The following is an 11,984-nucleotide window of genomic DNA, read 5'->3' on the forward strand; positions in this document are numbered from 1 at the left end:
GTCAGCGCCCCCGAAGGGCCGCGGGAAACCGCGCGACCAGCCACGACGGGGCCCGCAGCCGGCGCGCCGAACCTCCGGCGGAGCCGCTCACCCGCGACGGCGGAACAGCCGCTTGAGTCCGTAGATGACGGCGAGCGCGGCCGCCAGAGCGATCGCGCCCGTCTTGAGGCCGATGCCCGACCCGTCGTCGCCATCGGCTCCGCCGGCCGAACCGCCCTCGCCCGACGGTGACTTGCCGTCTCCGCCGCCGCCGGGGAAGTTCCCCGGCTCCACGGAACTCCCGGCGCCCTCGCTCCCGTACAGCAGGGCGGAGCCGTCCCGGGTGTACGTCATCGACTCGCCCTGCCCCATGAGCGGCACGCTCAGTCCCCCCTGCCGCTTGGGCTTTCCGTTGTTCCACTTGTACGCGATGCCGTTGAAGTAGCCGCGTACGGAGAGCTGCTTGCCGTCGGGCGAGAAGGCCCCGTCGGTGACCCAGAGGTCGATGTCGGCGGTGCGCTTGAAGATGTTGGTGCCGGAGGCGGAGAGCTTGGCGGGCCCCTCGTACAGGCCGCCCCCGTTCTCGTTCTTCGAGACGATGTAGGCCCGGCCGGTCTTCGGATGCACCATCAGCGCCTCCGCGTCCCGTGCCCCGTCCGCGTACTTCACGTCGTACTGCGTGGCCCGGACGGTCTGGTCCTTCAGCTGCTTCGGTTCGGGCAGCTCGTAGATCCACACGTGGTCCCACTTGCCGCCGAGGTTGTCGCCGATGTCGCCGACGTAGAGATGGCCGTTCGCCCCGACGGAGATGGCCTCCACGTCGCGGGGCCGGCCGACGCCCGTCATGGTGACGGTCGCGACGGTCTCGCCGGTCCTGCTGTCGACGGCGTAGAGGAAGGCGCCGTCGTCGCTGTCGTTGTGGGTCCAGTAGACGCCCGGGTGGGCCCGGGAGGCGGCGAGCCCGCTGGACTCGGTGATCCGGGGGTCCTTGAGAGTGAACCCGTCCGCGCCCTCCGCCCCGTCGTCATCGGCGGCAACGGCGGGCGCGGCGAGCACCCCGGCGAGAAGGGCCCCGGCAAGGAGCACGAGCGAGCGACGCATGCCCCAAGACTGCCATCCCCGCGGCCGGTTCAGCGGGGCGTGTCCAGCTTCACACCCCGCCCCCACCGGTGATCGTCCATCATGAGCGGATGCTCAGGTTCATGCCGGTCGGCGACTCCATGACCATCGGAAGCGCCGGCGAACACACATGGCGTTACCGGCTGTGGCAGCACCTGTGCGGGACGTACGGGAGGCCGTTCGAGATCGTCGGCCCCCGGGAGACGCTCTACGACAAGGCCACGGCCGCCGCCGACTCGTACGAGTACGCCGACCCCGGCTTCCCCCGCGGCCACCTCGCCGGCTGGGGCGAGGGCTGGCAGCACCTGGCCCCGCTGATCGGCGACGCGGTCCGCACGACCCGCGCCGACGTGCTCCTCGTGTCGCTGGGCCTGATCGACCTGGGCTTCTACACGAACGCGGAACAGACGACGGAGAACGCCCGCACGTTCGTGGCGCGGGCCCGCACGGCGAATCCCCGCGTGTCGATGGTGCTCCTGCCGGTGATCCCGAACGTCCGCGCCGAGACCGACGCGCCCTTCGCCGCCGAGGTCGCCCGTTTCAACGAGCTCCTCGCGAAGACGGTGGCGGACCTGGACGAGCCCGCGTCCCCTCTCCTCCTGGCCTCGGTCCCGGAGTCGTACGACATCAGCCTGGACACGTACGACGGCACGCACCCCAATGCCTCCGGCGAACACAAACTGGCGGCGGCCTTCACCGACGCGATGCATCAGGCGTGGGGCGTGGGCGAGCCGTACCGGGCCGAAACCACCTGACCGGATCACGACGTGCCCTGGTCACCGTGCGTATCGTTGCACTGCGCGGCTGCACTCGTCCGAGGAGCGGCCGGGGAGGAACGCCACGATGACCGTCCTTGACGACAGGATCGAGATGGCCGACGAGAGCAAGGGGCTCACGCTCGACGTGCTGTTCGAGCACCTGGAGCGGATGCCCGTCCCCGAGGGATACAAGGTTGAGATCGTCGAGGGGGCCATCTTCATGTCGCCGCAGCGGGACACTCACTGGGAGATCATCGCGGATCTCTTCGAGCAACTCCGGACCAAGTACCCGCGGAAGCGCGTGAAGTCCGACGTCCGTGTCGACTACCCGGGTCAGCTCAACGGCTTTGCGAGTGATGTCACGTTGGTGGCCGAGGATGCCACCAAGGCGGACAACGGGTACTGGCGCTGCCAGGACGTCCAGTTCGTCGCCGAAGTGATCTCCAGGGGCACCGCCCCCAACGACTACGGCCCCAAGAAGACCGCGTACGCCCTCGCCGAGGTCCCCGTCTACCTCATCGCCGACCCGTACCAGGGCAAGTGCCACCTCTTCACCCAGCCCAAGGACGGGGAGTACATCAGCGAACTCTCCGTCACCTTCGGCGCGGACGTCGACATGACGAACACGCCCCTCGGCCTCAAGCTCAGGACGGACGAGTTCCCCCGGGACTGACGCCCCACCTCGCCCTCGGCCCTCTTGACCTCAACCAAACTTGAGCTCCTACGGTCGGTTCATGACCACACAGAGCCCCGCCCAGCCCACCCCGTACCCGCAGGCCCGCCTCGCCGCTCAGCCCATCGGCTACTGGACCGGCGCCGCCTACCGCGAGGTGGTCGGCCGCATCCGTACGGAGTTGGCGACCGAGTCGCTGACCCAGCCCCACTGGTGGGTCCTCAACCACGTCGCGGCCGCCCCGGCCCACTGGACCCGGACCGAACTCACCGCCAAGCTCACCCGCTACGACGACCAGGGCATCGACTTCGGTGACGTCTTCGACGACCTGGCGAGCCGCGACTGGCTGACCGAGACGGCCTCCGGCACCCTCACCCTCACGGAGGCGGGAGAAGCAGGCCGACTCCGAGCCAGGGAACGCAACCTCCGGGCCCACGAACAGATGCACGCCGGAATCACCGAGGAGGAGTACGTGGCCACGCTCGACGTCCTGCGCCGGGTGATCACGAACCTGGGCGGGGACAGCGACCTGCCGGAATAGGCGCGACGGCCTCGCCTTGCGCCCCGAGGCCGCCTTCCGGGCTGCGGCAGCAGCGTATGACGCCCTACGCACCGGAGGCACACTCCTGTACGCGCGTCCGCCAACCGTCAGATAGCGGCTGGAGTGTCACCTCGAACGCGGCGGCCGTACGACAGCGGAGGCAGTGGGTCTCCTCGCTCCGGGGGCGGAAGACGTGTTCGGTACCCGGCCCTGGGCAGGTCACCAGGCCCCGCCGGGCCGGGGCCACGGCCCGCTCGGGCGGTGGAGTGGGAGTCACCTGGCACCTCGCCGCCGGGAGCTTCTCGATCAGGCGGTGCCGCAGGAACCCGACCGCCGAACGGACACCGCCCGCGGGAAGGCCGCTCGTCAGGGCCCGGCGGAGATCCGGCGCCGAGACACCCCGTCGCAGCCACTCCGCCGCCGCGTCGGCCAGGAGACGGGCCTCACGTACGCCCAGGAGCAGATCCCGGTGCGCGTGGCGCAGGGACAGCAACACGCCTTCTGCCTGGACGAGTTCGGAGTCGGTCCCGGAGTCGGTCCCGGGCTCGGGCTCCTCGCCGACAGCAGCTTCATCCGCATCCGGAGTCGGGTCTTGGGGTGGTGGGTGGGGAAGGTTCTTCTCTCCCAGGTCTTCTCTCTGGGGAGAGTCACCGACCGTCCGCTCCCTCGGTCCGCCGACCGTCGGTGGCCGCTCACTCGGTACGTCGTCGCCCACACCCATGTCCGCCCCTCCCTCTCGGACCCGGGACGCCTCGTCACGCGTGAGGGTGACATTGGCGAGGAGTTGTTCCGTGACCCAGCGGCCCCGCGCACCCTGCTCCCGCCACTCGTGCAAGTAGCGGCAGTCGGTGAGGAGTTGCTTGGCCTTCTGGTACGCCCGGCCCTTCAGGCCCAGCCTGGCCGCGTGTTCGCTGAGCGGCTTGGGGGCAGCGGCCTCGGACTCGGGGAGCCCCTGTACGTACAGCAGCAGAACCTTCGCGTCGCTGTTGAGCCGCGAGTGCCGTACGACGTCGTGCGAGGCTTTCGTGTAGCGCCGAACCGGCGCGATAGCATGCCGAAGCATTTCTGGTGGACGTCCATCCACTAGTGATGAAGGTCCTCGGCGGGTGTTGGTAGCACCTCCGGGGACCGCTCCGCACACAGACGTGCACGGAGTGTGATGTCGCGGTCACCGTACAGCACCGATCAAGCGACTCACCACCTCGTACAACAACCCCGCCTCCACGAACGGCACTTCGGCCGTCGGCTCCGACCGCCACTCCAACGGCCAGGTCAGCCCACCCAACGCGGGCACCCCCACGTACGCCCATCCCTGCGCGTCCCGCCCCAGGGCACGCACCCCGGCGGGCCAGCGGTGGCCCGCCACGCTTTGCGGGGGCAACAGGAAGTACATGTACCGGCACCCGGTCGCCTCACGGACGATCGGTCCCGCCTGAAAGTCCGTGAACTGCATCAGCTCGTACGCCACTTGTTCTGCGAGTACGCCCGCGATGCGTACGGCGTCGAAGTGGATGCCGGCATGGCGGAGGCCGTGTCCGGAGGCGGGGATCCAGGAGTGCACCTTGGCCGGTGCGGTTTCCGAGTTCATGGAGCAAATGCTTACGGGCGGTCACATACTGTGACCAGGGTTACGCAAGGTCCGTGCACCTCTGTGCACTTGGGGAGGTCGTTGTGCACTCCGGTGATCAGGGTTCGAGCAACCTGGAGATGTTCGGCTCGTTGCTGCGGTTCTTCCGCGAACGGGCCGGGATGACGCAGGAGGGGCTGGGCGGACAGGTCGGGTATTCCAAGTCCCAAGTGGCGATGGTGGAGAGGGGCGAGCGTCCACCCAAGGGGAAGCTCGTCGAGATCGCGGACGAGGCGCTGAGTGCACAAGGTGCACTTCTTGCGGCAGGCAAGCACCTGAGGGCCAGCCGCTTCCCCTCGTGGTTCGAGGACTACGCCGGGTTGGAGGCCAAGGCAACCGCCATCTACATGTACGCGAACCACCTGATCCCCGGCCTTCTCCAGACCGAGGTGTATGGACGGGCGACCTTCGACGTCCACTGCCCACCCTTGGAGGACGACGAGATCGAGGCCCGACTCGCTGCCCGCCTTGACCGGCAGCGGGTCTTGGACCGCAAACCCGCCCCGGTCATCGGCTTTGTGCTGGAGGAACACGTCCTAAGACGGCCCCTCGGAGGTGAGCAGGCTCTCAAGGAGCAGTTGGGCCACATCCTCGACGTGGGGAAACGGCGCAACATCGCAATCCAGGTGATGCCCACCAACCGGCAGATCCACGCGGGACTCGACGGCCCGATGATCCTGCTGGAGACGCATGCGCACAAACAGATCACTTACGTCGAGGGACCGAGCAACGGCTACTTCATCAGCGAACAGCCCGACCTGGGAAACACGTTCGCGCGATATGGCATTCTGCGGGCGCAGGCCCTCAACCCCGAGGAGTCGGCGAAGCTGATCGACGAAGTGGCGGGTGAACTATGAGCGCAGACCTGAAGTGGTTCAAGAGCAGCTACAGCAGCGGTCAGGGCGGCGAATGCGTCGAGATAGCGATCGCCGACCCCCCCCTCACCGCCGCCACCTCCATCCACATCCGCGACTCCAAAACCCCCACCGCTCCCACCCTCAAGGTCACAGCGGACACCTGGTCCGCCTTTCTCAACCTCACCGCTGGAGCATGAGCGAAGCTGGCCGAGGCGGCGGAGATCCGGCAGGGGCGTACCCGTACGACCATGTGGTGTTGCCTAGAGCGCACTCCACGCCGTTGGCTATGAGTCATGAAGTACACGCAGCTGGGACGCACAGGACTCAAGGTCAGCCGACTCGTGCTCGGGACCATGAACTTCGGGCCGCAGACGGACGAGGCCGACAGCCACGCCATCATGGACGCGGCGCTGGACGCGGGCATCAACTACTTCGACACCGCCAACGTGTACGGCTGGGGCGAGAACAAGGGCCGTACCGAGGAGATCATCGGCAGCTGGTTCGCCAAGGGCGGTGAGCGGCGCGACAAGGTGGTCCTCGCCACCAAGGTGTACGGGAACATGGCCGACGGCGACGCCTGGCCCAACCACGACAAGCTCTCCGCGCTGAACATCCGGCGGGCGGTGGACGCCAGCCTGAAGCGGCTGGGGACCGACTACATCGACGTCTACCAGTTCCACCACGTCGACCGCCGCACTCCCTTCGAGGAGATCTGGCAGGCCATCGACGTACTCGTCCAGCAGGGAAAGATCCTGTACGCCGGGTCCTCCAACTTCCCCGGCTACAAGATCGCCCAGGCCAACGAGATCGCCGCCCGCCGGGGCGGCACGATCGGCCTCGTCAGCGAGCAGTGCCTCTACAACCTCGCCGAGCGACGCGCCGAGATGGAGGTGATTCCCGCCGCGCGGGAGTACGGGCTCGGGGTGATCCCCTGGTCGCCGCTGCACGGCGGGCTGCTCGGTGGCGTCATCAAGAAGGAGGTCGAGGGCGGGCGCAGGGCGAGCGGCCGGGCCGCCGACTCCCTCGCGAACACCTCGATCCGCGCCCAGGTCCAGTCGTACGAGGACCTGCTCGACAAGCACGGGATCGAGCCCGGTGAGGCCGCCCTGGCCTGGCTCCTCACCCGGCCCGGCGTGACCGGTCCGATCGTCGGTCCGCGCACCGCCGGTCAGCTGGAGTCGGCGCTGCGAGCCGTCGAACTCGAACTGAGCGAGGAGCTCCTGACCGGCCTGGACGAGATCTTCCCGGGCCCGGGCCCCTCCCCGGAGGCCTTCGCCTGGTAGCGGGGTTCCTACGCCGGGTGTCCGACGGTTCTCGCTCGGTGGCGGGGCCCGGCGACCACGCCACTCCGGGGGCGCGGGACTGTCACATCGTGCGGCTCCGCCGCAGGGCGCGACCAGCCGCGACGGGCCCGCGGACGCGCACCGCGGAGGGCACGACGGCGGGGTGGCGGCCGGTCATCTACCGACGGCCGCCGCCATCGCCACCACAACGAACATCAGCACAAGCACACCGGCCATGATCCGGTTCCGCGTCTTCGGGTCCACGCGTCGAGCGTAACCGGCTCCTTCAGGCATCCCCGCCGAGGGGCCCGCCCAGGGGCCACCGGGCCAGCGACTCGTACCGCGGCTGCTCCCCCGGCACGCCCGAGGCGGGCAGCCGGCTCCGCATCAGGGACAGCTCGCCGACGGTCCAGGTCCGCCCCTCGAAGCCGTCCAGCGCGGACACGTACGGAGCGAAGTCCGCCTCCTCGCGGCTGCGGGCCAGCGTGAGGTGCGGCCGGTACCGGCGGTGCTCCTCCCGGTCCACGCCCGCCTTGCGCCCGGCCGCCGCCGTCCGTTCGGCGAGCAGCCGCAGGGTCCGTACGTCTCCCGCGGCGCCCGCCCACAGCGCGCGGCCCCCGAAACGGCCGCCGCCCCGAAGGGACAGGGGGAACGGGTCGGTCCGCCGCGCCGCCCGCTCCAGCCGGACCGACAGCTCCGGCACGGCCTCCTCGTCGACCTCTCCGTAGAACGCGAGCGTGAAGTGCCAGCCGGGTCGGGCCGTCCAGCGCAGCCCGCGGTCCGCGCCAGGCAGCTTGCGCAACCCGGCGACCACCGAGGCGAGTTCGTCGGTCACTTCCTTCGGGGGCAGCACCGCGGCGAAGAGTCTCATGGCAGCCGGGGTCGCGGCCTACGCCGCGGTTGCCAGTTCCCGCTCCCGCGGGACGAAGCGGACCTGTGGGTGGCCGTGGTGCCAGCCCACCGACAGACGCAGTCCGCCCACTCGGGCCAGGACCAGGCCGACGGTGACGGCGGCCAGGAGCGAGACGACTCCGCCGGCCGCGAAGCCCACCCGGGGGCCGTAGGCGTCGGTGATCCAGCCGACGACGGGCGCCCCCAGCGGAGTACCGCCCATGAAGACCATCATGAACAGGGCCATGACGCGGCCGCGCATGGCCGGGTCGGTGCCCATCTGGACCGCGGTGTTCGCCGTGACGTTGACCGTCAGGCCGGCGATTCCTATCGGGACCATGAGCAGGGCGAACAGCCAGTAGGAGGGGGCCAGTGCGGCCACGATCTCCAGGACACCGAAGGCGACGGCGGCGGCGATCAGCACCCGCAGCCGGGCCGTACCGCGCCGGGCGGCGAGCAGCGCGCCCGCGAGCGAACCGACGGCCATCAGCGTGTTGAAGAGGCTGTACGCGCCCGCGCCGGCGTGGAAGACGTCGTCCGCGTAGGCGGAGAGCCAGACGGGGAAGTTGAAGCCGAAGGTGCCGATGAAGCCGACGAGGATGATCGGCCACATCAGGTCGGGGCGGCCCGCGACGTAGTGCAGTCCCTCGCGGAGCTGTCCCTTGCCGCGCGGGGTGCGCTGGACCTGGTTCAGCTCGCGGGAGCGCATCAGGAGGAGCCCGGCGATGGGCGCGACGAACGACAGTCCGTTGAGAAGGAACGCCCAGCCCGTGCCCACGCCGGTGATGAGCAGACCCGCGACGGCGGGGCCCACCAGGCGGGCGGACTGGAAGTTGGCGGAGTTGAGGCTGACCGCGTTCTGCAACTGGTCGGGGCCGACCATCTCCGAGACGAACGACTGCCGGGCCGGGTTGTCGATGACCGTGGCGAGGCCGACGGCGAAGGCGGCGACGTAGACGTGCCAGACCTGGACGTGGCCGGAGAGGGTCAGGAAGGCGAGCGCGATGCCGGTGAGGCCCATCGCTGACTGGGTGGCCAGCAGGGTCGGGCGCTTCGGCAGCCGGTCGACGAGGACGCCGCCGTAGAGGCCGAAGAGCAGCATCGGCAGGAACTGCAGGGCCGTGGTGAATCCGACGGCGGCGGAGGAGCCGGTGAGGCTCAGCACCAGCCAGTCCTGGGCGATGCGCTGCATCCAGGTGCCGGTGTTGGAGACGACCTGGCCGGTGAAGAACAGGCGGTAGTTCCTGATCTTCAGCGAGCTGAACATCGTGGAACGGGTCTTGGGTGCGGACGGGGAGTTGTGGGCGGCTGGTGCGGGGGCGGAGTGGGCTCCGGATCCCGTACTCAACGGCGTTCGCCTCCTTGCGTGTTTCGGCGAGCTCGGCCGGTGGGCGCGTGGGTGAGCTCGGTGGCTTCCGTGTGTTCGGCTACAGGTGGGCCAGCTTCTCCAGGACGGGGGCGGCTTCGCGGAGCTTCGCCCACTCGTCCTCGTCGAGGCTGTCGACCAGTCCGGCCAGCCACGCGTTCCGCTTGCGGCGGCTCTCGTCGAGCATGGCCTCGGCCCGCTCGGTCTGCGTGACGACCTTCTGACGCCGGTCCTCGGGGTGCGGCTCCAGCTTGACCAGGCCCTTGGCTTCGAGCAGCGCCACGATGCGGGTCATCGAGGGCGGCTGCACATGCTCCTTGCGGGCGAGCTCGCCGGGTGTGGCGGTGCCACAGCGGGCGAGGGTGCCGAGGACCGACATCTCTGTCGGGCTCAGCGACTCGTCGACCCGCTGGTGCTTGAGTCGACGTGACAGGCGCATCACGGCGGATCGCAGGGAGTTCACGGCGGCTACGTCGTCGCCATGGGTGAGGTCAGGCATGTTCTTTAGAGTAACTCATTACCCTAACTAAAGACCACCGCAACGCGCGCGTGGCGCGCGTGAAACGGGCCACGGACGCTTCCTCTCGCCCATACATCACTCATACGAGTGAGACTGTTCCAGAAAGTGACCCGATGTCCCGCCGGGTGCGGCGACCCTCGACTCCATGGGGACCAGCGTGCTCAGCCTGCGGATAGACGGGGAGCTGCTCGAGCGGCTCCGGCACCATGCGGCCAGAAGGGGAATGAGCGTCCAGGACTACGTCGCCGGGACGCTCATCCGGGACGACTTCGACGAGCGGTTCCGGACCGCGGTCGAGGAGACGGAAAAGTTCTACGGGGTCACGTGAACCAGGACGTTCCGCGGGCCACGTGACCCGGACGGTCCGCGGGGTCACGTGAGCCCGCGGCGGGCCGGGGCTCAGGTCAGGCCCAGCGCCGGCATCAGGTAGTAGAAGGCGAAGACCGCCGAGACCACGTACATCGCGACCGGCACGTCACGCCCGCGCCCGGCCGCCAGCCGCAGCACGACGAACGTGATGAAGCCCATGCCGATGCCGTTCGTGATCGAGTACGTGAACGGCATCATCATCATCGTCACGAACGCCGGGATCGCGATGGTGTGGTCGCTCCAGTCGATCTGCCGGATCGAGCCGGACAGGATCAGGAAGCCGACCGCGAGCAGCGCCGGGGTGGCGGCCTGGGACGGGACCATCGTGGCGACCGGGGTGAGGAAGAGCGCGACACCGAAGAGACCGCCGGTGACGACGTTCGCGAAGCCGGTGCGGGCGCCCTCGCCGACGCCCGCCGTGGACTCCACGAAGCAGGTGGTCGCGGACGAGGAGGTCGCACCGCCCGCGGCGACCGCGATGCCGTCGACGAAGAGCACCTTGTTGATGCCCGGCATGTTGCCGTTCTTGTCGGTCAGCTCCGCCTCGTCGCCGATGCCCATGATCGTGCCCATCGCGTCGAAGAAGCACGACAGCAGGACCGTGAAGACGAACAGCACGCCGGTCAGTACGCCGACCTTGCCGAAGCCACCGAAGAGACTGACCTCGCCGACCAGCCCGAAGTCGGGGCTGGCGACCGGGTTGCCGGGCCACTTCGGCGTGGTCAGGCCCCAGGAGGGCACCTTGGCGACCGCGTTGATCACCACGGCGACCACCGTCATCGCGACGATCGAGATGAGGATGGCGCCCGGCACCTTGCGCACGATCAGCGCCAGCGTCAGGAGCGTGCCGAGGACGAAGACCAGGACGGGCCAGCCGTCGAGGTGCCCGGTCCCGCCGAGCTGCAGCGGCACGGTCGTCTGTGCGGCGTCCGGGATGCGGGAGACGAAGCCCGAGTCGACCAGGCCGATCAGCATGATGAACAGGCCGATGCCGATCGCGATGCCCTTGCGCAGGCCGAGCGGCACGGCGTTCATCACGCGCTCCCGCAGACCCGTGGCGACCAGCAGCATGACCACGAAGCCGGCCAGCACGACCATCCCCATGGCGTCCGGCCAGGACATCCGGGGCGCCAGCTGCAGCGCGACGACCGTGTTCACACCGAGCCCGGCGGCGAGCGCGATCGGTACGTTGCCGATGACACCCATCAGGAGGGTGGTGAAGGCGGCGGTCAGCGCGGTCGCGGTGACCAGCTGTCCGTTGTCGAGCTGGTGCCCGTACATGTCCTTCGCGCTGCCCAGGATGATCGGGTTCAGCACGATGATGTAGGCCATCGCGAAGAAGGTGGCGAACCCGCCCCGGATCTCACGCGGCAGGGTGCTGCCGCGCTCGGAGATCCGGAAGTAGCGGTCGAGGGCGCCGTGGGCGGACCGGGGGTCCGGCTCCTTGGGCGCGGGAGCCTTGGCGGGGGCCGAGGTGGGCATGTGAAGACCTCATCACCAGCGGACATCCCGATGCCCATTTGGCGTTTCATACGAATGTAAGTGGCCAGAAGTAAACAGTTTCAGTATGAACATACGTCACGGAGAACGCTATCTCCGCGCGTAGACCTGATCACCTCGTAAGCTGTGCCCCATGGAGAAGTGGACACCGACACATGAGGCACCGGAACCCCTGGAGGGTCCCGTGGTCGCCACCATCACGGGTGGCACGATCCTCTGGTTCGTCCTCTTCCTGGCGCAGCTGCCGTTCTACGGCCGCCTCGACGACGACGGACACCTGTGGTGGCTGTGGACCTGCCTGGCCGGATCCGGCCTCGGCCTGATCGGCATCTGGTACGTGCGCGGACGCGACGCGGCGATCAAGCGGGACGCCGCCGGCCCGGACACCCCGGACACCCCGCAAGAGGCGCAGGGGACCACGCACCCGGCCCGGACCGACCCGCAGTAGATCCGGAACGCCGGACGCCCACGCCCTCCCGGGCCCGGGAACCCGCGCGACCG

Annotated in this window: 15 protein-coding genes; 8 read left to right on the forward strand and 7 right to left on the reverse strand. The window is 69.2% G+C overall.

From position 1 onward, the window contains the following. Positions 1-87: 87 nt before the first annotated feature. Complete coding sequence (locus O1Q96_RS41950; protein ID WP_269253085.1) at positions 88-1,080, reverse strand: WD40 repeat domain-containing protein; 993 nt, start codon at positions 1,078-1,080, stop codon at positions 88-90. 89 nt (positions 1,081-1,169) lie between these two features. Between O1Q96_RS41950 and O1Q96_RS41955 the strand changes: the two genes are divergently transcribed. The 3 genes from O1Q96_RS41955 to O1Q96_RS41965 all read left to right on the forward strand — a co-directional run bounded on the left by O1Q96_RS41955 (position 1,170) and on the right by O1Q96_RS41965 (position 3,070). Further along, entirely contained in the window at positions 1,170-1,853 is a 684-nt protein-coding gene (locus O1Q96_RS41955; protein ID WP_269253086.1) for an SGNH/GDSL hydrolase family protein, read from the forward strand. 88 nt (positions 1,854-1,941) lie between these two features. Further along, positions 1,942-2,529, forward strand: coding sequence for a Uma2 family endonuclease (locus tag O1Q96_RS41960; RefSeq protein ID WP_269253087.1), 588 nt, complete (start codon positions 1,942-1,944; stop codon positions 2,527-2,529). A gap of 61 nt (positions 2,530-2,590) precedes the next feature. Continuing rightward, positions 2,591-3,070, forward strand: a complete 480-nt coding sequence (locus O1Q96_RS41965; protein ID WP_269253088.1) for a MarR family transcriptional regulator — start codon at positions 2,591-2,593, stop codon at positions 3,068-3,070. A gap of 64 nt (positions 3,071-3,134) precedes the next feature. On the opposite strand, the gene O1Q96_RS41970 is transcribed toward O1Q96_RS41965, so the two are convergent. Together O1Q96_RS41970 and O1Q96_RS41975 are read right to left on the reverse strand one after the other, a co-directional pair. Then, on the reverse strand, positions 3,135-4,133 hold the full coding sequence (locus tag O1Q96_RS41970; protein WP_269253089.1) for a hypothetical protein: 999 nt from the start codon (positions 4,131-4,133) through the stop codon (positions 3,135-3,137). A 105-nt stretch (positions 4,134-4,238) separates the two neighbouring features. Then, a complete protein-coding gene (locus tag O1Q96_RS41975; protein WP_269253090.1) occupies positions 4,239-4,658 on the reverse strand; it encodes a hypothetical protein in 420 nt (139 codons plus the stop codon). Between the two features lie 83 nt (positions 4,659-4,741). Between O1Q96_RS41975 and O1Q96_RS41980 the strand changes: the two genes are divergently transcribed. From O1Q96_RS41980 to O1Q96_RS41990, 3 genes are all read left to right on the forward strand, one after another. Next, positions 4,742-5,554, forward strand: coding sequence for a helix-turn-helix domain-containing protein (locus O1Q96_RS41980; RefSeq protein ID WP_269253091.1), 813 nt, complete (start codon positions 4,742-4,744; stop codon positions 5,552-5,554). Beyond that, on the forward strand, positions 5,551-5,751 hold the full coding sequence (locus O1Q96_RS41985) for a DUF397 domain-containing protein (RefSeq protein WP_269253092.1): 201 nt from the start codon (positions 5,551-5,553) through the stop codon (positions 5,749-5,751). Before O1Q96_RS41980 ends, O1Q96_RS41985 begins: the two co-directional genes overlap by 4 nt. Positions 5,752-5,847: 96 nt before the next feature. Beyond that, the gene (locus O1Q96_RS41990; RefSeq protein ID WP_269253093.1) at positions 5,848-6,837 is read left to right on the forward strand and encodes an aldo/keto reductase; all 990 of its coding nucleotides are present in this window, start codon (positions 5,848-5,850) and stop codon (positions 6,835-6,837) included. A gap of 286 nt (positions 6,838-7,123) precedes the next feature. Here O1Q96_RS41990 and thpR read toward each other — a convergent pair whose 3' ends face one another. The 3 genes from thpR to O1Q96_RS42005 form a co-directional block, all read right to left on the reverse strand. Next, entirely contained in the window at positions 7,124-7,708 is a 585-nt protein-coding gene (gene thpR / locus O1Q96_RS41995) for an RNA 2',3'-cyclic phosphodiesterase (RefSeq protein ID WP_269253094.1), read from the reverse strand. 18 nt (positions 7,709-7,726) lie between these two features. After that, positions 7,727-8,995 (reverse strand): MFS transporter, encoded by a 1,269-nt coding sequence (locus tag O1Q96_RS42000; protein ID WP_269253946.1) that lies wholly within the window; start codon positions 8,993-8,995, stop codon positions 7,727-7,729. Between the two features lie 160 nt (positions 8,996-9,155). Beyond that, positions 9,156-9,593 (reverse strand): MarR family winged helix-turn-helix transcriptional regulator, encoded by a 438-nt coding sequence (locus O1Q96_RS42005; RefSeq protein ID WP_217454097.1) that lies wholly within the window; start codon positions 9,591-9,593, stop codon positions 9,156-9,158. Between the two features lie 166 nt (positions 9,594-9,759). Between O1Q96_RS42005 and O1Q96_RS42010 the strand changes: the two genes are divergently transcribed. After that, positions 9,760-9,942 (forward strand): ribbon-helix-helix protein, CopG family, encoded by a 183-nt coding sequence (locus O1Q96_RS42010; RefSeq protein WP_269253095.1) that lies wholly within the window; start codon positions 9,760-9,762, stop codon positions 9,940-9,942. A 71-nt stretch (positions 9,943-10,013) separates the two neighbouring features. Here the strand turns inward: O1Q96_RS42010 and O1Q96_RS42015 are convergent, their stop codons facing one another. After that, a complete protein-coding gene (locus O1Q96_RS42015) occupies positions 10,014-11,465 on the reverse strand; it encodes an NCS2 family permease (protein WP_269253096.1) in 1,452 nt (483 codons plus the stop codon). 151 nt (positions 11,466-11,616) lie between these two features. Here O1Q96_RS42015 and O1Q96_RS42020 point away from each other — a divergent pair, with 151 nt between their 5' ends. Next, positions 11,617-11,931, forward strand: coding sequence for a DUF2530 domain-containing protein (locus O1Q96_RS42020; protein ID WP_269253097.1), 315 nt, complete (start codon positions 11,617-11,619; stop codon positions 11,929-11,931). Positions 11,932-11,984: the final 53 nt, after the last annotated feature.

The sequence above is a fragment of the Streptomyces aurantiacus genome (assembly GCF_027107535.1).
GTDB lineage: Bacteria > Actinomycetota > Actinomycetes > Streptomycetales > Streptomycetaceae > Streptomyces.